Here is a 23,565-nt window from a genome sequence, read left to right on the forward strand (position 1 = left end):
AATAATTTTATAGTAACCTAGCTCGAAGCCATGACCATTCACGTTTGATATTAGTTTGCGATAGAACTCTCTTAAAATCTAACAACTGCCGCCTCAACATTTCAACAAAGTTATAACGAAAAGGAGAAAGCCCCCAATCGTCAATCATTTCAGTTTCGAAAGAATCATTATCTTCTAAATTACTAGTTCCCCCTATCCATCCATTCTGTAAGACTAAAACCAAGGGTCTTGTCAAATATTTTGAATCCCACTTCTCTAATTCAGCAAAACTGGCCTGGTAAAAATATATTTCCCGTTCATTAAAACGCTCTCTCATTTCTCTACTAGTTGCATAGTTAACAGCTTTATGAAAAATCAAACTCTTACGGAGATCTTGAGCAGCCCACGTTTCATTTGGATATTCCAGTATTTTAGGTTTTTCCAAATAAGGATATTCATTTTGTTCCATCCACATCACATATTGCAACAAACAATCTCTCGCATAAACATAATTCTGGTCCAGTTCATTGAGCTCCCTTTTGACCTCAAGAAACTTGACAAGTGCCACAAGAAACACGGTATATGACCAGCAATACTCAGCATTGAGCAGATCACGTTTTTCGATATCATCAGCGGGATGAACAGTTTCACTAATCAAACTGAACGCAGTATTAATAAAGTGTTTTTCACCGCTCAACTCAAAGGCGTCAAGACACACACTAATACAGTTCCCAGTACCGCGGCTTATTGGAAAGTCCAGCCAAATTTCCCCAGAACTTTTTCCCCGATATTGACTAATCCGATTTTTACATCGTAATAATGAAGCTAATATAGTTTGAGGCCCTCTTAAAGCTAACACTGACCATTTGGCGAGTCGTATTACAGCTTCTCGGCAAGAAGGATCGCCTGTTAAACAATAATGAAGCATTAGACCATTAGCATAACAATGCTCAGCTCCAGGACCTCCACCACAAAAAGCTGGATTTTTCTGTGCAAGATGTTCACGCGAGGCCATACGATGGGTGGCTGTACCAGCATCAAGATAATGATCTGTATGCCAAAAGAGACCATGGCAATATTCCTCACGGTCCTGATCTGTATTATTAATATCTATATCAATAACGTGCCTTGCCAAATTGAAGGCCAGCTCTGACCAACGGCTGTCTCCTGTACGTAAAAACTCACGGTAGAAGCTTGATATAGGATCATACTGATTATTGTAATGCGAAACTAAAGGCTTATCTCCTTTATGATTTACACCCTCGTGATCTGCGTACAACTCGCCGTAATTTCGCCAACCGTATTCGTCAACCGCTTCACACTTGGAAAAAAAACTGTTTTGTCCTTCCAGAGCCGCAGATAAAAATTCCTGATATTCTTGCGAGACACCTGCCTCACAACAAGTAAGGCCACGTATTGCCTTAGTATCATTTATCGTCTGAGGGTCAAGGGACACTTGTATTGGTTCTACCCCCCAGCCAGCATCTTCTTGCGAAGAAGCAAAATCAAAATAGACATTATGCGTTTTCTGCTCCCCTCCTTGCAACTCATGAAGATCTGGATAACATTCTGGGAACAACGAAACGTTCAATGCATTCGAATCTATATCCAACGCCTTTGGAAATTCCTGCCAAAATCGAGGTACAACCAGTGTGAGACCGCGTTTCCCCCGACCCACCCAAACAATAGGTTGTGCTCTTTTCCCTTCAGAAACAACCTGACCATTCTGTGAAACAGAATAACCTCTTTTGGTCATTGGAACTCGCCCATCACGGTTACGGTGATTATGGCTATCCCAATTCTCACCACCGCTCGACTCCTGGTTAATCCTAAATGTGTTATTACTTGTGATTGTCTGCCATTGCTTTTCAGGAGCAAGTTGAAATCGTACCTCATCATCTTGGTTTGTATTATTCAAGACCAATGATAGAGCAAGCTCTTTGAACAAAACCGACGAAGGGTCTCCTAAGTCCCAGAGACCGTCCGGGTGGACTGCAGAATTAGGATTATGGAGGGTAAACTCCAGACAACTCTTGGCGGTGTTGGCATAAAAATGCAATCTGGCTCGAAATATAAGCTGGTTATCTGTGCCAAACCGTCCAGACAGACTAAATGACAGGCGAATATCACCTTGACTTTCTACATCAACTGTATCGATAGAAGAAACCAATGTTTGATTAATTTGGTTCTTCAATCGAATCTGACTGCCATCTTTGGTGAGAACATCCTGTCCATCAACCTGCACTTGCTTGAAAGGTAATCGTTTAGAAAAATCCAGAGTGAAGAGAGCGGCACCAGTATTCACTTCATAATTTCTACCATTGCTTGAATAATTTATGCCTGCTTTCTTTTCCGATTTACAATGGTCAAGCGTTAACAATATTCTCTCTTCAGGATCTAGGTCTACTAGGAAGTCACAGAGTAGCCATTTTACACTTTTATCCGGCCACAAAGACAGTGGTGTTGTTTGCACTACAATCGTTCGATTATGATCCCTTAACACAAATTGACTATCAGATTGCACACTACTCTGGGGACATGGGACACCAAAAGTTACGGGTTCTTGAATCCGCCTGGTATTAGAAGGATTACGGAGATTAATTTTCATAGATAAATCAATAATGATTTTATTGCCGATTTCTGAAACTCTTTTTTTGAAACCTCATAATACAGAGGATCAACCCCATACTAAACATCAAAACACTGGTAGGTTCTGGTACTGGCTCGGCTACAACCCAAGCCCCAACATCCAAATAGCCATCTAAAACACAACCACTCTCTGTATAATAATCATCAGGTCTACCGTCTTGATTATAGTCAGATCCAAATATAATGGCTAGATCTGCATGACTGTTGCTACCTTCATCCTCATTCAACCGCCCGTACAACCCAGAGTGAAGTCCATTATCCACAAATATCTCTCCTATTTCTTCGAGCTTACAATTTTCAACAAGAATCGAAAAGTCAGATGCGGTTGCCATTCTCCACCCACTTATAAAGTAATCACCCCAGGCAATACTATTATTTAACTGCTCAATTGCTTCTAATTGCTCCACGTAAGAGAGGCCTGAAAATTTATCAATATCTTGCAGCCAATATCTATTAGTAATATCGTTTTTCAATACACCGTTATTAGATATTAAGGTTGCATTTACTCCACCTACAAAAACATGCAACAAAAGCCATGCAGTTAAAGTAATCCTGCCCATATTGACCTCCTTGTGTAATTAGCGGCTCTTAATCACTGCTGTTTCATAGTTAACTCCACAAAAGCTGCAGAGATATTTGTTCATAGTGAGCTTTGTCAGGCGGTATTAGCAGATCAGACAACGGTCGCCTCTCAAAATATTCAATTGCAAGAGCCTGAGGATCTTTGAAATCGAACCTCGAAATTTTGCCATGAACTTGAAAAAAACAAAGCAGTAGATAAACACAAAGTGCGATCCATAGCTGGGTCAATATCGCATTTTGTGAGGTTCCCAAAAATGTTTTGCCCCTCAGGTTCTGTTTGATACATTTAAAGAAAAGCTCAATTTGCCATCGTTCTTTGTATATGGCTGCAACCTCTGGTGAATTGACTTTTCTAGAATTGGTGAGAAAACGATACTCTTTACTCGTTTCAGGATCACGGTATGTAATCTGCCGAAAAGTAAACTGGTGACCATGAAGCTTTACTTTGCAATCGGACAAAACATCTTATATATCTGGCTTCGTCGATTACCGAACTTGTAGGCCCCTGAGTTGCCCTTGAGTCGAGTGATGAACGTAATTTTTTGTTTGTCGAGTTTACCATACCATTTGTAGTCGATATCGCCGCGGTCGAAAACAATAAAAGAACCTGCCGGGATACCAAGAGGTCTTGCCCATTCAAGATCATGTGTTTTACCATCTGTTATGTCCATGAAAACTTGCAAATATCTATCGGTATCAAGCCCGAAATGGAGCTTCATCGCACCTTTGGTTTTGCGATAGGTCGCCCAAGGAAAAACAAACAGGCAAAGTTTGATTGTTGTCGCATCAAGGAGGTAAATTTTTCCTTTGAATTTAAATTGGTGCTGGGGATATTTGGCCTCACACTGCTTAAGCAGTTAAAAAAGGAGTTCTCGGTATAAATCGTTCGGCTACTGCTCATTGACTCGCGCAAGCGTTGCTCTGCTTGTTGGCTTCATGCCAAGGTGGTAGATGCTTATACCCTTAACAGCAAGGTTGCTGATTAAATCACGAAGGCTTTTTCTACCTCTTAACTGAGCAATGGTCATAGCCATAAATTGGGTCCAGCGGTTAAAGGAGCCTAACTTTTGCCCTCCATGGTAGATTTGGGCTAACTCTTCAAAATCATGTCTCGGAAGAAATAAAGCAATCTGATTAAGAATTGTGTTACAATGCGCCATGGCTCGGATCTACTTGTATTTAAATGTATTTTCGCAATTTCATTTTAACACAAGTAGCGCCCCAGATCTTTATTCATCTGAGATTACTAGAAAATTTATGGGACCGTATTGGCTCTTAATATAACATTTCTAATGTAATATCCATTATCACCATTGACATACTATCACTAAGATCCTTCCGAAACACTATCCAATTCACCACTTCCTAGAAAGCTAAGGTAATAGTCCTCTAGTATCCGCACCCTCTCAACAAAATTAAAACATTCCTCGACTCGTTTTCTGCCGCTCTTTGCCATTTTCATACGTTCATCCGGCTGCAGAAGTAAATTAGAAACAACATCAGTTAGGGATTGCACATCTCCGACCGAACAAAGGCCCCCTGTTATATTAGGGACAATAAGTTCGGGTACCCCACCTACATTTGTTGAAACAACTGGCACTTCCATTGCCATAGCTTCAAGTATAGTATTTGGCAAACCTTCAGTCAGGGATGTCAATAAAAAAAGATTAAAGGAAGCATAGACATTAAGCAAATCGCTACGATGTCCTGTAAAAAACACTACAGACTCTAACCCTTGTTTCTCTGCTTCTTTTTTCAACTTTTCCAATTCATCCCCATAGCCATCACCTACAATGACAAACTTGACGTTCGGGATTTTCAGAGCTACACGATGAGCCACCTCAAGGAAGGTTGGAAAATCCTTGTCGTAAGTTATTCGCGCTACAGTACCAATTAAAAAGTGATTGTCTGCCAGTTTTAATTCTTTCCGTAACACAGGTTGTGCCTTTGAGCGACACCAGTAATCAACATCAATACCATTATATAAAACAGCCACCTTATCTGGTTGCAGTCCACCATCAACGAGCCGTTTCTTAGTGTTTTCAGATATTGTTAAAATTGGTTTCGCATAACAACCCATTAACCCTAGTTGAATTTTTTTTCGTAACCTATACTTCAAAAAATCAACAAAAGTAGAAAATGATTCTTTTCTGTAGTCTGAATGTGAGTGGCATGTATACATTATCTGTAATCTAGGAACAAAACATTTGAGTAGGACCCCATACAACAATGTCTTGTCATCATGAGAATGTACAAGTCTTATTTTCTCTTTACGGATCAGTTTCTGTAGGTTCCACAAGCATAACAAGTCCAATAGCCTTCCATCAAAAAAATCTACATAATTAACACCTAAAGATTTAGCCATCTCTTCAATCTGAAACTCATTGTCCCCTGGCTGGCGAAGATAGGCAACAAGAACATTAAGCTTGTCAGGGTCATGCCTGACAGCCGATTGCAAAATAGTTTTATCAGGTCCCCCTCCTCCTTTATAGGTACCCCGCAAATCTAGGATATTTGATTTTCCATTGCCACTTTTTTTAAATAATTTAATCTGATTACCCCCATTCTTCAGCACGTTTTAATTTATACTGAGGTAGAGGTTCGGTTTTATTCGCCTGCTTAATCATAACCTCAATAATGGAACCCATATGAAACCTGTTATTAAATCGAAAATTGAATTCAGCTAAATATCTAGGCAAGTGTTTGGAACTTGCGGAATGATATGTACCGTGAATAGACCTTTTGACATTGCCAATCATGGTATTGACCCAATGAAAAAACTTGTTGTCAGGATCTTCATATATCCCAGCAGTGTTGATTGAATGATGAAGATCCACTACATGGCAAATTTTAGAAAATGGCCTAAAACCATCTGTAATAACAACACAATTATCGTCGAGGTGCCTTAAAGCCCAACTCTCAATTTCATTGGAGGTAAATGCTTTAACTTTACTCATCCCCATGTGAATCGGGTGGCCATTATCGTTATGAGAGACTGCTGCGAGAAATGGTGTTTTACCAGATGCTCCGCGACCTCGTTTTCCACTTTTTTTACCACCCCAGTACACATCATCAAGCTCAACAAGGTTATCAAGACGTAGAGAATCATCAGAACTCTTCATGACATGCTGAATTTTTTGCTTCAACCTGAAGGCCGCATTTACAGAAATTCCAAGTAGCCTTCTCAAATGGAGAGCCGATAAGCCATCTTTAGATTGAGTTATGAAGTAGATAGCCAGAAACCAAGTGGTAAGGGGAAGTTTAGGCGATCCGAAGATAGTTCCACTTATGAGAGAGCTTTGATGTTTGCAAGCAGTGCATTGATATAGATTGCCTGTTGTTATGGTATAATAGTGGTTGCAACCACATTGAGGGCAGCAAAACCCAGTAGGCCATTTCATGTTAAAGAGCCTATTTCTACAATCCTCTTCAGTACCATATGATTTTAGAAAGTTCTGCAAGCTCAAACCTTTTTGAAATTGTATTTTGTTTTTAGGCATGTCCCTCCTCCTGTTTTTTAGAGGTATTATGACACACCTGGTAGGACAAATAGTGTCCTATCTCAATACTCTTTTCACCTCTACTGAACTTTAGGGGTAATCAGATAGTTTAATATTTTAATCAACTACAGACCATGGAGTTTCATTATGAATATCGTTAAAATCCTTGGTCCAGCAGAAAAGATGTTTTCAAATATCGAATTTAGTGTGTTTAGACTCACTCGCTTTTCAGAATTCAATCAGTTGCACTTATTGTATTACTTCAGTACCCTTAATAAAAAAGATGTGTGCCTCTTAAGGAAACTCAGCTATCTTTACAGGATCGTAGGTCAAACATGCATTGAGTAGTCTCAACGGTAGTTCGGGCTCCCAGAATCTGCAGTTAAAACGATAACAAAATTCATCTAAATATTCTTGGAGATAGCCTGAAGAAACACCATAAAAAGTGCCGTTAATAAACTTCTTCATATTGCCGATAATTATATGAACCAAAGGAAGCCACTCCGATGCTTTTTCCGGAGGAGTTACTTTCTTATAATGAAAGTACTTTTCTGCAACGGCGTTCAGAGCGTGAAAAGCATCTGTTTTAACGTCTTGGCCTGGCTTCAAATGATATGTAAGGAAGCTACGAACTGTTTTATGAGATACCGTTTCAACAGCTTTCATCGCTACATAGCCAGCACCTTTGGTACGAGTTTCAACGGCAATAAGAACATGTCTCTTTCCTTCTGCCCCGCAACCCCGCTTGCCAGCACGTTTTCCTCCAACATAGGTATCATCGAATTCAATCAGGTTATTCAGTCTATAGATACTGTCACGATAAGCCATAGCTGTACGGATCTTTCGCAAAATAGTACTTGCGGTCAACCAAGATACCCCAATATGTTTAGACAACCTAAGGGGCAGAAACGCCGCCTTTATTAGAGGCGGTCGAGTAAATTGCCCAGAACCATTTTACAAGTGGTGTTTTTGTCGCATGAAACAGTGGATCACCTGTTACCGATACTTGGTGTCGACATTGAGAGCACTGATAAAACCTCCGGGTGGCAATGAAATTGTATCTCTGATAACCACATTGAGGACATTGGAATCCTTGTGGCCAAAGAACTTTAGCAAGTGTATTAGCACAGGACCTTTCTGCTCCGAACCGCTTCTGCCATTCCAGAAGAGAAATATTTGGCATTTTCATAGCAAGACCTCCTGTGTTTCATTATATTGTTGATCTTGCAGTGGAATATAACCATTCGGCTGAGTATTGTATAGAGGCAAGAAAAGATATAATATATGGCATATTGCTCATAAGGACATTTCTTTTATTTCACACTTATATCCTATTACAATACTGTTATCAGATACATCTTCATCAACAACCGTATTTGCTCCTATCTTGCAATTATTACCAATAACTACATCTCCAATAATTTTTGCCCCAACTCCTATCATTACATTGTCACCTATCTTTGCAGCATTTCCGTAACCGCCACGATCACCAATAGTAACATGATGATAAACAGTGCAATTCTCACCAATTTCTACAGTCGGATGCAGAATAATACCACCAAAATGATGTATTCTAAATCCCTTACCAATTTTACACGCCGCTGGTATGGAAATACCTGTGGTGACCTCAATAAACCGCTCTACAAAAAAACGAAAAGGTTGGCCTGGCAATCGTTGAATTAAAAGCCAATGAAAAAAACGGTAAACAATAATAGCCTGAAACCCCTGTGAAAGGACTCCACGCGCTAGAACTCGTAAGGTGATTTTGTTCATACTATCAAATCGCCTTATGTCCGACTTCACATTCTCAAACATATCCCCCCCATAGAAAATGGCTCACATAATTCAAACGATGCCGTGCTATTTAAACTAGTTATCAGATTTCTTGTCATGATCCAAATATTTTAGTAAAGCATTAAACAATTATATATTTACCTGAAATCATGGAAACCTTCACTTACCAGTGTTGTGAATTACAGACAGGATAATTTTCCTGTTCGAGAGTGCTAATGTTTGTTACATTTGCAATAGATAGTTCTCAGTCAGTAACTTTTTCAGGACCGCTTCTTGAACCTTGCGCAATATGATTTGTTTTAGTGAAGCATGTTTTTAATTTTAACAGCACACCACAACTCAACATCTTAGCTAGTTTCCATCCTGAAACCTCTGCTTTTGGAGGAGCCCCAGGGGAAAATTGAAAAAATTTAAAATTTCCATCGTTTGTTGAGTGCTATATCTTCAGCAATAGGCTACGTATTGAGAATATCACTCTAATTTTAGCATAGGTTTCCCTCCGAGATTCAAATATCACCTATGTTACCGGCAATTAAGCCGTTGCCAGCTTCAATCTGGCAAGAACAAGAAGATTATACGATACTATATTGCTCCATACATACTGTTTGAAACCTTGCCAACCAGACCAACTGCACCTGCTAAGGCCATACGCTCGCTTCAAGGTGGAGATATTTGCTTCGATGCCGGCGCGGAAGTTTTTGAGCTTGCGATATACCCAGTTGCTTTTGGCCATGTCCATAACCGACAGACCACGTTTTTTTGAAAACACTGCATCTTTGACCTGGTGCTCTTTGGCGTAGCCAAGGTTCTTTTTAGAGGCAAAGCCACCATCAGCACTGGTTTGTCGAGGAAGACGACCATAGTATTTTTTTTGGCGATCAAGTAATTCCTGGAAACGTTCTGAGTCAGCAGGATTGCCTCTTTCTATAAGGCAATCGATGATCAAATTTGATTGGCCACCTGTAAGAAATATTTTATGGCCATATTCTGTCTTCCGGTTGCCTTTGACAATAATATCGGTATGCGTTTCAAAAAAGGAGACAACCTTTTCCGAAGCAGGTACTTTTTCATTTTTGATTACTCGGCGCTCAGTTTGATCGATAACTTTTTTCAAAAGATTGACGGCTCTCGCCAGTTTCTCGGCAAGATTACGGGCTCGAAACATGTCTAAAACAATGTTCCCTTCGTAAGAAAAAAGCTCTTCGACGGCTGGTTCTGCATAACCACACACCTTCGAAGCATACAACAACATGTCTTTGTAGGCGGCGTCTCGAGTTGTTTTCTTTTTGGTGTTTTGAATTTTAAACAAACGTTTCTTTACAACTCTGCGATGGTCCGAGAAAAAATAAAGTGGTTTCGGCGAAAATTCTTTCCCATCGAAGAGCCAACGGGTGATGACTCGAACGCCATCCCAGAGTAGAGTTGAATCGCTCGGCGAGTGGATATCTGATTCAACGACAGTTGAATCAAGCCGGATCTTCCGACCCTTCTCAAGATTTTCATCATTGGCGTAAGCAACGATAAAATGATGGATAGCGACCCAGGTTTCTTCGCTGAGGGACTTGATATTGCTTTGCAGGGCTGATTTGCTGGGGTATTGACCCATTTTAAATTTAACAAAAGCTCGAAAAGAGAGCGAATCAGCAAGATAATATTCCAGGTCATCGTAGGTCAGTTCGCGGAGTTGCTTTAAGATAGCGCAACGTAAAACTTGTTCAGCGGTCATGCCATCTCTTCCTGTGTCCGTCCTACGGCCTTTTGTGAGATCTGCAAAAGCCAGGTTTAAGATCTCAGGATTGGCCTCAAGGATAATGGACATTTGTTCAAGTTCTTTTGGCCCAGGATTTTTACCGAGGACTTCGAAGATTGTCCTTTGTGGATTCCGTTTTTTGCGCATATTGACATTTTCCCCTATGATCTATTTGAACCATTTCAATAGGTTGCTATATGCATCTTACAACAGTTTACAAAAATATCGACGGTTTTTTGACGACTTTCATGTGTGATTTCTGACTCTTATGGTTTCAGGATGGAAACTAGCTAGCAGGGTAAAAATAATGACTTTGGCCTGGATCGGACCTAGAATAATTTAAAAATTGCTAAACAGGCCCCATCTTCATCTAGTTGCCTTTTCTTTCATTGTTGCTTTAGCAAAACTATTAGTGAGACAATTTTGAAAATCAGTAAGAGCAAAGGAAAAGAATGAAAATGCTGCTAATAGCTCGAAAATTTCATCATCCATTTGTGTATAATACCCCCACAATGAAAATGGTGAAAATCCAAGTGTGCCGAATCTAACACCGATTATCCCCCAAACTATTAATGAAAATATATAAATCTGTAGTATTGCATTATTTATGATTGGTATATTGTGTTTACAAATAAATTTTACAATAGCATTTTTATTCTTACATAAATATGGGTATACTATAAAAAACAGTACTGTCAGGAAAAAAAAAGAGTTTGAAAAAATACTAATTGACCCAATATTATGTATATTAGTTTCATTTTGTTTGTTTATTGATACAATAAAATCTGGTCCATCAAATCCGAAGTATCGTTGTCCCCAACTTATTTCTTCACCAGCACAGATAAAAAACATAAGAGCTATCAAAGACCTAAACACATTATTACCAATAGTTTTATTGGGCTCAGCAAATATAGCACATAAACAAGCGACACAAGCAACTACCCAAAATAATGCTGAACCAGTTTCAACAATATTATCCTCATAAATACACAAGAAATAACGAGGGATATCCGAGCAAGCAATATAGAGCGCAAACACTCCTACAATCACAACAAAAATAAGAAGTAAGTTCTCCATGACACTTTTTTTCCCAAAGAGCGACATCTCTAACATGATAATTAAATATCTAAAAAAAGGTTAACCTAGTCTAATAACAAGTCAAATGACATTCCTTTATAAATTTTTTTTCAATATTTTTTCTAAACCGTCATGTTCGCGTAGATAAAACTTTTTAAAAAGCAACGATTCGTAAATCACAGCTTGTCTCCTCCCTTCTTCATCCAACTTCAAAATGCGACTGTAACATTTTTCAATTGTATCAAAAGAGAAATCAGTTTTTTGTGTATTATAGTCTGTGGCTTTATGTGCACCAAAAGACAAATTTACTTTTTGTTTATCGTAGTCAGTCGCGTATACAAGAAACAGAAAAAATATAATTATACTAAAAGCATAAAGGAAAAAGAATCGATTGTTCATCATTCTCATTTTTTCTTGAGATTTATGTCTGCGAACACTGGTAGCTCAACCGCAATAACACCAGGTTCATGCTCATACTTTCATAATTTATACATATGTTTTCATCTATCTCTTTCATTTTTCAACCAAAGAGAAAACATAAGTATAGTCCACAAAAGAGTTCCATTTTCCACCTTCGCACTTTGGTGTTCACCCCAAATATTCTCAACACTCTTCAGATTCAAGAACTCATTTAAGAAGTTGTTGTGAAAAATTTCCTTCTCTGCCATCTCTTTCAACTCATGTCGAAACCAGTGATCCAAAGGCACGACAAACCCACGTTTTTTACGGCTTCGTATTGCCTTGGGTAATACCTTTTTCAAAGAATTCTTTAAAATAAATTTCTTTTCTCCATCTTTTAGCTTTAAATCTGAAGGTATACTAGCAGCGAACTCAATGAGCTTGTGATCCAATAAAGGAGAACGAACTTCTAAAGAATTCGCCATGCTCATACGATCAACTTTTACTAATATATCCCCTGGAAGATACATTTTCAAATCAGTATATAGAATTTTAGACAAGTGATCTGGGCCGTTAGCTTTATCATACAACCGAACAATATGCTTGCTGGGATCATATTCGGCAGAAAGATTGAGCATTTTTTCAGATAGAATCAGATCTAATTGACGATTTGTAATAAAACTATTAGTGAGAAAAAAAGCTTTTCCTGGTGACAGGGACGTTGAGCGTAACAGAGAGTTTGCCCTTTTTAATAATCCAACATCAGATCCATTAGTGACTCTTGCACCCAAAGCTAACAAAGAATTTGGCAGCATAGAACGGACTCGGTTTTCAAACATATCAGCAGAATATTTTTGATATCCAGCGAAACTTTCATCGCCACCATCACCTGTCAAGGCAACAGTTACATTCTTTTTTGCAAGTTTCGAGACATAATACGTTGGCACCATGGAGGAGTCAGCGAATGGTTCACCAAAGTGATACACAAGCTTTTTAATAATTTGCGCTGGTTCATCCCGCACATAATGCTCATGATGGTTAGTTTGCATTACTTCAGCAAACTGACGAGCATCAGTAGCTTCATCGATAGTTTTATCAAAAAAACCTATAGAACAAGTAGTAACTGGCTCAGTTAATGCTTCTGCCATTAAGGCAACGATACCAGAAGAATCTATACCTCCACTCAAAAATGCTCCTAAAGGTACATCAGAAATTAGACGACAGCTTGTTGCCTCACGCATTTCAGCTAGCAACGCTTCGCTGATTTCTCCAACGGATCCTTGAATTTGATTAGAAAAATCTACATCCCAATATTGTTGAATGGCCAGATGATTGTTCTGAAAGATGAAAAAATGACCAGGTTCTAGTTTATATATATTTTGATAAATTGTTTTAGGGTCAGGAATAAAGAGATAATGCAAGTAGTCAAGAAAGGCAGTGTTGTCAATTTTTCGTGGAATAGACTTAATGGCAAGTAGTGATTTTAGTTCAGAAGCAAAGGCAAAGTCATTTTTCCTTTGGTAGTAAAAAAATGGTTTTTTACCAATACGGTCTCTTGCCCCAAATAATCTCTTTTCCTTCTTGTCCCATATCACATAAGCAAACATGCCTCTTATCATTAATAAGGAGGTCGAACCATATTCAGCATATAGATAAAGTAGTACCTCTGTATCTGTGTCTGAGTGAAATTCATAGCCTAAATCCTGTAGTCCTTTTCGCAATTCGAGGTAATTATAAATTTCACCATTAAAGACGATTGTAAACCTCCCATCCAATATAGACATCGGTTGTTTTCCATCTTGAGAGAGATCTATAATTGAAAGCCGGCGATGACATAAACCTATCTCATCATCATAGTTGATATCACCCATATCAGGACCACGGTGTATCATGGCCACATTCATCTGGAATAATACCTCTTCGGGAGTTTCCCCAAGTAAAGTTCTAGTTGCTCCAGCTATTCCACACATTTTTTCCTCTGTTAACTTGAACGTTTACCCCATTAACGGAAGCAACAAACCCAGTAGTATTGCGAATTATTCTGTTGAATAATTTAGAAAATTGACAGTAAAATTATCGTTTGAAGATTGCTAGTGATCTCGAAGAATAATATACATTATAGAGTAGCCATAGCCGCCCGATATCAGCAATTGAAATAGAAGACCTCAACTTTAAGATAACTAATAGGCAGATAGGTAGTTGCCATAATAAACCACTCAAAAGAAAGAGATACCATCCCCAACCTATTGTCCATAAAGTGACAGCCAACAGTGGCATCATTAAGTAATAAAGGGGTAAAATAAGGCTTGGCAATTCTCGTAGCTTTATGCCATGTGCCATTGAGCCATTATAATTACTCTTTCCACGCCATCTCTCTTTCTTGAAAAATTCCTTTAAAGTCCGTGCTTCTCCATGATGAACAGCCTTTATATTTATGTCAGAAATAATTTTACCGTGCTCGAAAAGGCGATAAGAAATATCAACATCCTCACACGTGATAAGATCCTCGTTAAACCCACCCACCTTAAGAAACAAATGATGCGGTATAAACATATTCATTGACTCAAGCCAAGTGACATATCTCACATCGGCATCTCTCTTGCCGCGTACAAGAAACCAAGTGCGCTGAACCCAGGTAGAATTCTCAGGAATCCCTGGTGGTGAACCAAAAAGAGCAATATCTTTTCGTTCCAAGTATCTGGAGGCTTGTTCTAACCAGTCCTCAGCGACTGTACAATCCGCGTCTATAAAAACCAAGACTCGCCCTTGCGCGAACCTGGCACCATGGTTTCGAAGCGCCGCAATGGTAACTTGAGGTATCCGGACAACCTGAGCACCATTTGATTCCGCCAAGGAAACAGTCCTGTCATCTGAGCCGTTATCAACAACAATCACCTCATATCTGTCTTTAGGATAGCTGTTGGAGAAAATTGACTGCAGGCAAGCAGAAATACACCTTTCCTCATTCTTGGCCGGAATTATCACCGAGAAGTCTAACACAGTACGCATCAACTACTTGGCAACGCGGCTGAATACGCGCCATCTTGTTGCCTGCTTATTGAAAATCCCTTTATACATACCATACAGTGCTGCACTATTAACCAAGCAGAAATAAAAAGGCACATACAAAAGTGGTGTTTTTATTCTACCTGGAATAATTCCTGCAGTAGTTGCTAAACCATAAAATATTACCTGTAATATCAGAGCAATTTCAATGAATAAATTAGCTGTTAACAAATAGAGCAAGACAGTTAAACCCAGCAAAGAGATTAAGAAGAGAGGCGCGTTCCATCTCAAAAATTTATGGGAAAAATAACAAAAAAAGAGCAATCCTTTTTTAAAATCTGGAATTCCCTCTCCCTGCTTTATAGCCTGAAACGCTCCAGCTACAACCCTTGATTTTTTCAAGAACTCAATTAAACTGGAACTAATATTGTTCTCACACCCTATAGCCTCTCCTTCGTAAATTAGGCGATATCCCTGCAGGGCAATATTCATTGAAATCACGAAATCATCGAGAATAATATTGTTGGATGGCGCCAAAAAGAGGTCACGACGGATGGCAAACATACCTCCATCGGCACCAATGATGGAGCCAATTTTTGACTCAGTATGTTGAATCCAACGTTCATAACGATAATACAATGATTCTGACTCACCAAAGGTGGTTTTTTCATTGGTCAATATAACATTAGCACTCACTCCACCGACAGACGGGTCAGCAAAATTGCGTACCAATTTCTTTACAGCATCAGGCATATACATAGTATTAGCATCTGAGAAAAGGATAATGTCGGTGTCTATTTTCGGCACTGTAGCTAAAATAACACCTATCTTTCCCTGACGATTCTGATAATCATAGAGAATAACCCGACTACTCGTGTGTTTTTGCACAATTTTGCTAGTCAGATCCTCTGAACCATCCGAGGCAATAATAAATTTTATCCTTTCTGGAGGATAGTTGAGAGAAAGACAGTTTTGAACTTTTTCTTCAATGACATCTTCCTCATTATAAGCACATATCAGCATCGTCACATCGGGGGTATAATTCTCATCACGCATTATTGGTTGGGAGAAACTTTTCGCAATAGCTGCAAGCACAAGAGGATAACCAATATAGATATAGAGAAGAACAAAAAGAGAGAAAAGCCAGGCGAGTTTTGCTGGCCAATAAGTTATATAAATAGGACCTACCGCCCACAGCAATACTACGATAAATGATGTCCAGGCAAGCCCATGTATCATCACACGACCTCGATCTAAGCCCGGCTGCTTATCAGTTCCAAGACGAGGAGGATTCCAGGTAGACTGAACATTACCACGTAAACTCCGACTGAGCCCAACCAGAGATGCTATATTAACCAATATAAAATAGTAAGGATAATGAAATAACGGCAACTCTTTATTACTATTAGAAAATAGATATCCTCCATATGCGAACCAGCCAAACAAAAGGGTTATAAAGGTAATATATTGAAAAAACAATTCACCTTCGCTAGCGAGACCCAAAGAGGCTATAACAAAAACCATCATAAAAATAGGAGTGAACCAACGTAATAATTTATGGGAGATAACTTCCAAAGCAAAAAAACCAGTATGCAGTGGGTTAAGAACCCCCTTAACTCTGAGAAGACCACTGAACGATCGGTTGACTATTCGCACCTTTCGAGCAAACTCCTTGCTGTAAACTCCAGCAGTTTTTTCCCAGCAGATGGCCTGAGGGGCATAAATACCGCGAAATCCTTTGGCTATGATTTGAAGTGGATTTACAAAATCATTAATATCCGTTTTTCGCATATCCTCGTATAGTTCTCGCCGAATAGCATAAATAGCCCCATCCCCTCCAACTACTGAGTGAAGCCGACTTTCCAGTGTTTTTATAACAATTTCATATTTCCAGTATGCATCTTCACTTCTCCCAGCAGATGTTTCTTCCGAATTTTTATAGCGAGCCTCTCCTACTACATAACCAACCCGTTCATCAGCAAAATTCTCAATCAAACGTAGAATGGAGTCTGGTTCATACATGGCATTTGCATCAGAAAAGACAATAATTTCACCCTGAGCTGCTGCTACGCCAAGATTCAAACCCAATGTTTTACCCAATCTTTCGGCCTGTCGTATCAGTCTCACTTGACTGCAATTAAAAGATGTCACAATCTCATCTGTCCGGTCGGAAGAGGCATCGGAAACAACAACAATCTCTAAAAGATCCTTAGGGTATTCTATGGCCAGACTGTTTTTTAATTTTTCCTCAATAACATCTTCCTCATTAAAACAGGAAATTATTAAGGTGACAAATGGACGTGCTGTGGGATCTTTATCAATCTTCTTATCAGACACAAGAAACTGTAGGAAAAGCAATAACAGAGGATAACCAATATAGATATATATCAGTGCAGCCAAGGATGACCACGCCAGAATTTGCAATACCGAAATCATAAACGAATCTTTTCCCAGTTAATGGTTCTTCAAGGCGGGCTACAACCCCTCCGGAGTATAGGCGAGTAATGTACGATTTTCATTTATGTAAAAAAACACCGAACAAATTGGAAGGGTCTTAACAGCAAACTTCCACTGACAAATCAAGCTTCTTTTATCCCCAGCAACCTACTGTTGTCATAATTTTTATTAATGATACGTGCGGGATTTCCCGAAGCCAAACAATGCTTCCCAACAGGAGATGAGACTCTGGCCCCCACCATGATAGTGGCATGGTCGGCAACCTTAAGGCCATCCTCTAAGACTGCATGAGCACCGACCCAAACATAATCACCTAAAACACAACCATCCCCTACTTTAACCTGTTGGTGAACATTACAATTTTTGCCAATCTGACAACTGCCGAGTTCAATACCTCCAAAATGGCCGATATAAAAACCTTCTGCAATCACGGCATTTCGATTAATGGCAATACCATACATCTTTTCGGTTAACAATTTCCCAATCGAGTAGAATATATTTGCCAGCGGATAGAGGAAAGAAAGTCTTCCATATTTTAATCGTTGATCAATAAAGCGACCGTACCGATACACAGAGCTGGTATGAAATCCATAAGCAAAAACAATAATAAACAGGGTCCAGATTATCGAATTACTCTCACGACCATCACAGCACAAGTGTCGTTGCAAATCAGCCTTAATATAATCAAACATAATTATACTCTACATCAAATAGACAAAAATGGCATCTCAGCAACTTCCTGCCTTCAGTTCTTTTGATAGTTAATGGGATATGGCCCTGCCTTAATATTTTTATTACGAATACGGCAGGGATTGCCCCCAACCACCATATTATCGGGGAGACTTTTGGCAAGAACAGTACCGTTCTCAATAATCGTATTTCCACCAATAGAAAGAGCTCCATACACCACAGAGTCATGCCCAATCCAGATATTATCTCCAAATTCAGGGGTCTCCCCTTCGACCCCTTGCCCGGTGGTTACATTATGATGAATCGTACAATTCACTCCCATACGCCGAAGACCAAGAATTATATTCCCCTGATTTGACAAGAATAAACCTGGGCCAATATCAGCCGTCACTAAAATTTCGATTTTCGTCAAAAAGACAGCAAATTGCTTTGTCGTAAAATAAAGCAGCTTGAAGAGAAGTTTTAAAGGGTTTTTATAACCATTACCAAAATAACTATTAATCCAGAAGCCAAAACGATGGACTACAATTGCCCAATAGCCTGGAGACTTACAGATAGCTATGATCTTGCTGATGAAATCGGGATTAGTACCATACCCCAAATTGTCACAATATCTTTGTAAATCTTGGCGCAAATTAGAAAACATGAATACAATGGTTAGTCAAGATTTGCCAAAAACATCAAGAATTTTTCCGCTACAACTTGCTTCCCAATTGGACTCAAATGACCTCCATCATCACTATATTCAGGCACCATACTTTCAATATCTTGACCTCCCGCAGAGAAAGTTGAACGGCTTCCGTTCATAAATGTAGACTCTATAGCTGCCAAATCAAAAACAGGCTCCTTACCATTATATTCATTCCGTAACATCTGGTTAAAAGTAAACTTAGCAGTGTTTTCATAGTAATCGTTCTTGCCAAGAACGTTTTTCACCAGTCTTTTCAGCTTTTGCTTCCATTTTGCAAAGCCAACGCTTTCTGAATAGAGTGGCACAGTAACATGAATGAGAGTCGTTGTCGGATACTTTTCCTTCAATTCTGCCATGGACTCTTTGTAGTGACTGAACAATTCCTTTTTATCAGTTAGGGTTCCGATATCGACAAAACAAAATTTCATAAACGCGTAATCTGCATCTCTGCCTACACCATTTTTTACCCAGAATGAAAAATCATCTACCTTCGTCTTGGGAGCAAAATTGTCACCAACATAAGCATGTCCTAATATTCCTTCTCCATTTTTAGCAAAATCTTCTGGCCCATCAAGTTTAACAACATCGAGCTTTATAGCTGGATTCCGAGACTTGACCATATCAACACCATCAAGGATATTTGCTCCGACAGAGTGGTGACCAAAAAATATTCTTTTCTTTGCCAAAACATTCCATTTTTCTGCAGACATTTGATCCAGCTTCATAACAACAACCTCACTCGCCTTTAGATGGTTTCCTCCGAGCAATCCAACTACCAATACAACAATAATAACAACACTTGCTCTTTTAAATACACGTCTATTAATTTCTGAGATCATCATATCAACTTTCCTCTTCAGCAATTATTCGCGCTCGCTTATCCGTATCGATCAATTCTATATTCAACCCCTGTTTTGCAAAAACAAAAGCAATATTTTCATCATCAAAGGCTTCACCAGGCTCAGGAGAAACCAGCACGCGCAAACCAAGTTCTTCTAACCTTTCAAGCTCTTCTTCCATTTTATCACACTTAAAGCAAAGATGGTGAAGACCACCTCCTTTTTTAGCGAAACGGTAAATTGGGGAATCACTGCCTACAGGCTCTATCAGTTTAACAGGGAGTGAGTTTTCCTTTTTGAGAAAGACAACTTTCACTTTTTGCCGGGTATTGATCACTTCTTCAGTAAATTGCTTGTAACCAAACACCTTTTGCCAGTGCTCGACTCCAGCTTGTAATGAAAGTACAACAACACCGACATGGTCAAGATCCATCATTTCATTTCCATTTGTGTCATTCACTCGCCTTTATGGCTCTTTTTAGTGCTTCTCTCCAGAAACCTGTCATAATAGACAGAAGCACCGGAGACAATTATTAAATTGAAAAATTAACCTAACCACCATGGCAATTATACCCATGAGGGGCTGAACCGAGTCCTGGCTTACTTCCAATTTGCCGAGGTTCGCTCCATCATAAATACAACTACATCATTTATGACATTATTCAATGTTACCATCACAGACTAATATACCTCCTAACTCTTGAGCCAATAAAATTAGCCATCGCCAAAGGCAACTTTTGCCAAATGAGCTCCAGCATTTTCCTGGAAATCCTCGAAGAGGTCTCATTCTCAGTTTGCGATTTACCTAAACGATACCAATAAAGCTGCCTAGGTTCAGCACCCCATTGTTTTTTAAACAAATATGTTCCTTCATCAAGAGTGGAACGGCCAAAATCGAACACTTTTTTTTCATTATCCGTCGCATACTTTAGAAGATTCCAGTATATCAGCATATTCGGAGCCAATCCATTAAACTCCCTAAGGGTTGAGGCCCAAGGAATACTTACTATGTTTTTTGTAAAGAGAATAATACCACACCCAACGGGGAGGTCATCTTTATATACCAGCCCCATTCGGGCATTTTCCCCATAATTAACAAGAATTTTCTCAATCCATTTTTTGCTGTGCACCGGGGAACCGAGTGCATGCATGTTACGACTGAAGACCTGATAGAAGTCATCGATTTTTTCCAGTCCTCCCCATCGAAAGGTCAGTCCATTTTTTTCTGCCTTTCTTACCTGACTTCGTAATTTTGATTTGAATCCACTCCAGAGTTCATCGGAAGAACCTGGCAGATTCAGAAGCATGCGAACCTTTTTAGTCTCTACGCTTACATGCAAATTATCAGTATCAGCCTCAAACAGATCCCCCTGGTAACTACGCACATCCAATTCTTTCCCTTTAGATTGTTTTATCAAGGATATGGCTTCAGCCATCAAAGCCTTTTTAATATCATCATTATCAGCAAAAACATCACCGACATCACAAAAAGGCAAAGAGACAAAAGAGCTGCCACAAAAAGGGATTCGAAAATCAAACAACGGCAAGATTCCTTTTATCACCCCATCTTCCTCAGCAAGCAGATAGCAACTCTTGTGGCCATAAGCCTGCTCCACCGCCTCTTTCCATGAAAAGCAACAATAAGGGGCCGCATCTGGACAATTGTCTACATAGTTGTCCCATGATTTTTTATCTTTTAATGTGGCTAATCGTACTTGCATTTCATTTTGGCAGTATTAAGCTGCAGATTTTCGTTCAATAATTTTATTGACTAACAGCAACATTAACAAGCCAATAACAAAAGTAAAAACGCCGGAGAAGTCATGTAAAAATCCTTCGGCCACCTCAGAGCCATACTTCGAGGCCAGGATCGCTGTAACGGTCAGTCTAATGATATTCGCACAAATGGCAGCAGGTGCTGCAGCAAAAAAAAGAAACCATTTCCTCGCTGAAGACAAGCTTGACATCCAGACAAGCAAACTACTCAGCGCAAACATGGTAACAAGAGAGCGCAACCCTGAACAAGCTGCAACTACCTCCAATGTTGTTTCGGACAAGTGAAGGATATTACCTTCTCTGAAGACAGGTATTCCTAAAAAACGGATGATTTGTTCAGTGAGAAAGGATCCGAACAATTGCAACGGAAAGGCTATTTTATTCCAGATTATCGCCGGCAACGGGACCATAAAAATAAGATAGAGAATCGGTATACTTAGGATCTTAAGATACTCCCTACCCATCAGAAACAATACAATCCCGAGCAAAACAATGATCAGAGAAAAACGCTGGAGAAAAAATTCAGCACCAATCTTGCCAACAATGAGAATAGCAAGGCCGAGGGCAACAAGGATAAAACCAATATTCACAGGATACATTTTTGTTTCCAGCAACTTATCCTTAACAGAGTAGATCATGTAAGCGAAGATGAACGGAACAAAATAACCATGGGAGTAGTTCTCGTTGGTATCCCAATCTGCAAACAGGGATTGCAAAAAAGGGATATAAAGTCCCAGGAGTGCAACACCTACAAGCAGCAATGGTATCAACATGTCACTCTCCCATCTGCTATCGTCTGTTCTCATTGTCTCTCCCCGGTAGGTAATTTTCCAGCAGTGGCATTACCTTTTCAGCAAACACCCTGACCCTTGCTTCTGTTTCAGTAATCTCCGCGTTGGGAGCATAGGATATAATACGTACAAATGATCCATCCCGACGGCCTTTGAATAGGGCATCAAGAACAAGATAAATTTTCTCCCAATATTCGGAAGCAATAACGCGACCGCGATTCTGAAACCAATAGAGAACAACCTGGTATTCATCTCCACTACGGATGAGCATTTCCGAAACTGTTGATTTTGTACCGCCCTCTATACCTTGGTTAAGTCCAACTTTCTTGATTCTATCAATCCCCCAACCACCGCCGGGAATACAGTTTTTAGGTGAATGGTAACTCCCCTCAACACCAACAGCACGATAATACCCTACATAGAGATTGATGTTATCTCCTGCATCTGAAACATAGTTATATTGGATATAATCATTCACCCCAAGCAATTCGAGCACTCCTGCAGAAGACTGGAAAGAATTGCTCAGTTTGTAATTGCCTATAACCTGAGGAAACGAGGATAGTGATTTTTTAATCGAAACCGGTGAAACTGTAGAAGTAAACTGCAGGATGTACCAGGTGCAACCAAATAGAATAATAAGGGTCAACACTCTGGCCCAATGTACCTTGTTTTTCATAGGATGTTCGCCTCTTGCTTCTGCCAACTCATTGGTAATGCCCTTATTATTTATTGTAAGTCTACCCATATTACTTTTGTCCGATAGGGCAAAAGTCAAAGTCATTCAATAACAGCGCAAACCGCTCTGCGGTTTTATCCAGGTTATTGTAGTGTCTGAACTTAGACAGTCGTTTGGCGTTTTGCATTCTCGGCTGGTCTGGATCAACCTCCCAGGGATGCAGATAAAAAATAAATGGCCGGTTTTCCTTAGAATTAATTCGGTTAAAAGCCATTTTGGTAAACCAATAAGGGAAGAGACGAAAATATCCTCCTCCGGCAACGGGAATTTTACATCCCATAATATACCAAGTGGAAATTGGATACTCTTTCATATCATAGTTTGGCAATTTATACTCAAATCGCGGGGCATCAGGAATACCGTAGTTATCATGATACACTGGAAAAATACTTGAATCGTATTCAAACCCAAGTTCCTCCAGAATGTCCAAGGCCCATAGGGATTTCTTAGTAATTGAATAGCTAGGTGCCCGATAGCCGTAAACCTTTTTTCCAGTTATTTGTTCAATAGTATCTTTTGCCTGCCGGGTGTCCTCACGAAATTCATCAGGCGTAAGATTGTAAACCAACTGGTGATAATAACTGTGACATGCCACTTCATGTCCTTTGAGGGCAATTTCTCTAACCAGGTCAGGATGCTTTTTTGCCGTCCAACCCAGAATGAAAAAAGTAGCCTTTATGTTGTTTACATCAAGAGCATTTAAAATTTTTTGAGTGTTGGGCACAACACGAGAAGGATAGATGTTCCAATCATCCTTAGTTATAATATCCCCAAAGGCTGAAACCTGGAAATAATCTTCAACATCAATGGTCAGATAATTACATACCTTCATAATTCAACCTTTTAAAA

19 protein-coding genes and 2 pseudogenes are annotated in these 23,565 nt (G+C 39.4%); all 21 read right to left on the reverse strand.

The window, feature by feature from the left end:
* Positions 1 to 7 precede the first annotated feature (7 nt).
* Positions 8 to 2,587 (reverse strand): hypothetical protein, encoded by a 2,580-nt coding sequence (locus FCL48_RS16865; protein ID WP_169309260.1) that lies wholly within the window; start codon positions 2,585 to 2,587, stop codon positions 8 to 10.
* Between the two features lie 19 nt (positions 2,588 to 2,606).
* Complete coding sequence (locus FCL48_RS16870; protein ID WP_136873768.1) at positions 2,607 to 3,188, reverse strand: PEP-CTERM sorting domain-containing protein; 582 nt, start codon at positions 3,186 to 3,188, stop codon at positions 2,607 to 2,609.
* 49 nt (positions 3,189 to 3,237) lie between these two features.
* A pseudogene (locus tag FCL48_RS25935) lies at positions 3,238 to 4,370 on the reverse strand (IS4 family transposase).
* A 167-nt stretch (positions 4,371 to 4,537) separates the two neighbouring features.
* Positions 4,538 to 5,785, reverse strand: coding sequence for a glycosyltransferase (locus FCL48_RS16880; RefSeq protein WP_240744870.1), 1,248 nt, complete (start codon positions 5,783 to 5,785; stop codon positions 4,538 to 4,540).
* Positions 5,766 to 6,710, reverse strand: coding sequence for an IS1595 family transposase (locus tag FCL48_RS16885; RefSeq protein WP_136873770.1), 945 nt, complete (start codon positions 6,708 to 6,710; stop codon positions 5,766 to 5,768). Before FCL48_RS16885 ends, FCL48_RS16880 begins: the two co-directional genes overlap by 20 nt.
* A gap of 294 nt (positions 6,711 to 7,004) precedes the next feature.
* Positions 7,005 to 7,899: pseudogene (locus FCL48_RS16890) on the reverse strand (IS1595 family transposase).
* A 107-nt stretch (positions 7,900 to 8,006) separates the two neighbouring features.
* Positions 8,007 to 8,483, reverse strand: coding sequence for a serine O-acetyltransferase (locus FCL48_RS16895; protein WP_240744871.1), 477 nt, complete (start codon positions 8,481 to 8,483; stop codon positions 8,007 to 8,009).
* A gap of 553 nt (positions 8,484 to 9,036) precedes the next feature.
* Positions 9,037 to 10,401: an ISNCY family transposase gene (locus FCL48_RS16900; protein WP_136873774.1), complete on the reverse strand. Its 1,365-nt coding sequence runs from the start codon at positions 10,399 to 10,401 to the stop codon at positions 9,037 to 9,039.
* 219 nt (positions 10,402 to 10,620) lie between these two features.
* Entirely contained in the window at positions 10,621 to 11,331 is a 711-nt protein-coding gene (locus FCL48_RS16905; protein WP_136873776.1) for a hypothetical protein, read from the reverse strand.
* 96 nt (positions 11,332 to 11,427) lie between these two features.
* The gene (locus tag FCL48_RS16910; protein ID WP_136873778.1) at positions 11,428 to 11,733 is read right to left on the reverse strand and encodes a hypothetical protein; all 306 of its coding nucleotides are present in this window, start codon (positions 11,731 to 11,733) and stop codon (positions 11,428 to 11,430) included.
* Between the two features lie 98 nt (positions 11,734 to 11,831).
* Positions 11,832 to 13,700, reverse strand: a complete 1,869-nt coding sequence (gene asnB / locus FCL48_RS16915; protein ID WP_136873780.1) for an asparagine synthase (glutamine-hydrolyzing) — start codon at positions 13,698 to 13,700, stop codon at positions 11,832 to 11,834.
* 103 nt (positions 13,701 to 13,803) lie between these two features.
* Positions 13,804 to 14,739 carry a glycosyltransferase family 2 protein gene (locus tag FCL48_RS16920; protein ID WP_136873781.1) on the reverse strand — a complete coding sequence of 312 codons (936 nt, stop codon included), beginning with the start codon at positions 14,737 to 14,739 and terminating at the stop codon, positions 13,804 to 13,806.
* A 3-nt stretch (positions 14,740 to 14,742) separates the two neighbouring features.
* Positions 14,743 to 17,172, reverse strand: a complete 2,430-nt coding sequence (locus tag FCL48_RS16925) for a glycosyltransferase family 2 protein (protein WP_136873783.1) — start codon at positions 17,170 to 17,172, stop codon at positions 14,743 to 14,745.
* Between the two features lie 143 nt (positions 17,173 to 17,315).
* Positions 17,316 to 17,885, reverse strand: coding sequence for a hypothetical protein (locus FCL48_RS16930; RefSeq protein WP_136873785.1), 570 nt, complete (start codon positions 17,883 to 17,885; stop codon positions 17,316 to 17,318).
* 53 nt (positions 17,886 to 17,938) lie between these two features.
* On the reverse strand, positions 17,939 to 18,529 hold the full coding sequence (locus FCL48_RS16935; RefSeq protein ID WP_136873787.1) for a hypothetical protein: 591 nt from the start codon (positions 18,527 to 18,529) through the stop codon (positions 17,939 to 17,941).
* Between the two features lie 11 nt (positions 18,530 to 18,540).
* Positions 18,541 to 19,416: a hypothetical protein gene (locus FCL48_RS16940; protein WP_136873789.1), complete on the reverse strand. Its 876-nt coding sequence runs from the start codon at positions 19,414 to 19,416 to the stop codon at positions 18,541 to 18,543.
* A gap of 1 nt (position 19,417) precedes the next feature.
* The gene (locus tag FCL48_RS16945) at positions 19,418 to 19,849 is read right to left on the reverse strand and encodes a VOC family protein (protein WP_136873791.1); all 432 of its coding nucleotides are present in this window, start codon (positions 19,847 to 19,849) and stop codon (positions 19,418 to 19,420) included.
* Between the two features lie 238 nt (positions 19,850 to 20,087).
* Positions 20,088 to 21,134, reverse strand: a complete 1,047-nt coding sequence (locus FCL48_RS16950; protein WP_136873793.1) for a FemAB family XrtA/PEP-CTERM system-associated protein — start codon at positions 21,132 to 21,134, stop codon at positions 20,088 to 20,090.
* Between the two features lie 15 nt (positions 21,135 to 21,149).
* Positions 21,150 to 21,995 (reverse strand): exosortase/archaeosortase family protein, encoded by an 846-nt coding sequence (locus FCL48_RS16955; protein WP_136873795.1) that lies wholly within the window; start codon positions 21,993 to 21,995, stop codon positions 21,150 to 21,152.
* On the reverse strand, positions 21,979 to 22,725 hold the full coding sequence (locus tag FCL48_RS16960) for an exosortase C-terminal domain/associated protein EpsI (protein WP_169309261.1): 747 nt from the start codon (positions 22,723 to 22,725) through the stop codon (positions 21,979 to 21,981). The genes FCL48_RS16955 and FCL48_RS16960 overlap by 17 nt, the downstream gene beginning before the upstream one ends.
* 1 nt (position 22,726) lies before the next feature.
* Positions 22,727 to 23,548 (reverse strand): XrtA system polysaccharide deacetylase, encoded by an 822-nt coding sequence (locus FCL48_RS16965; RefSeq protein ID WP_136873799.1) that lies wholly within the window; start codon positions 23,546 to 23,548, stop codon positions 22,727 to 22,729.
* Positions 23,549 to 23,565: the final 17 nt, after the last annotated feature.

The sequence above is a fragment of the Desulforhopalus sp. IMCC35007 genome, assembly GCF_005116575.1.
Classification (GTDB): domain Bacteria; phylum Desulfobacterota; class Desulfobulbia; order Desulfobulbales; family Desulfocapsaceae; genus Desulforhopalus_A.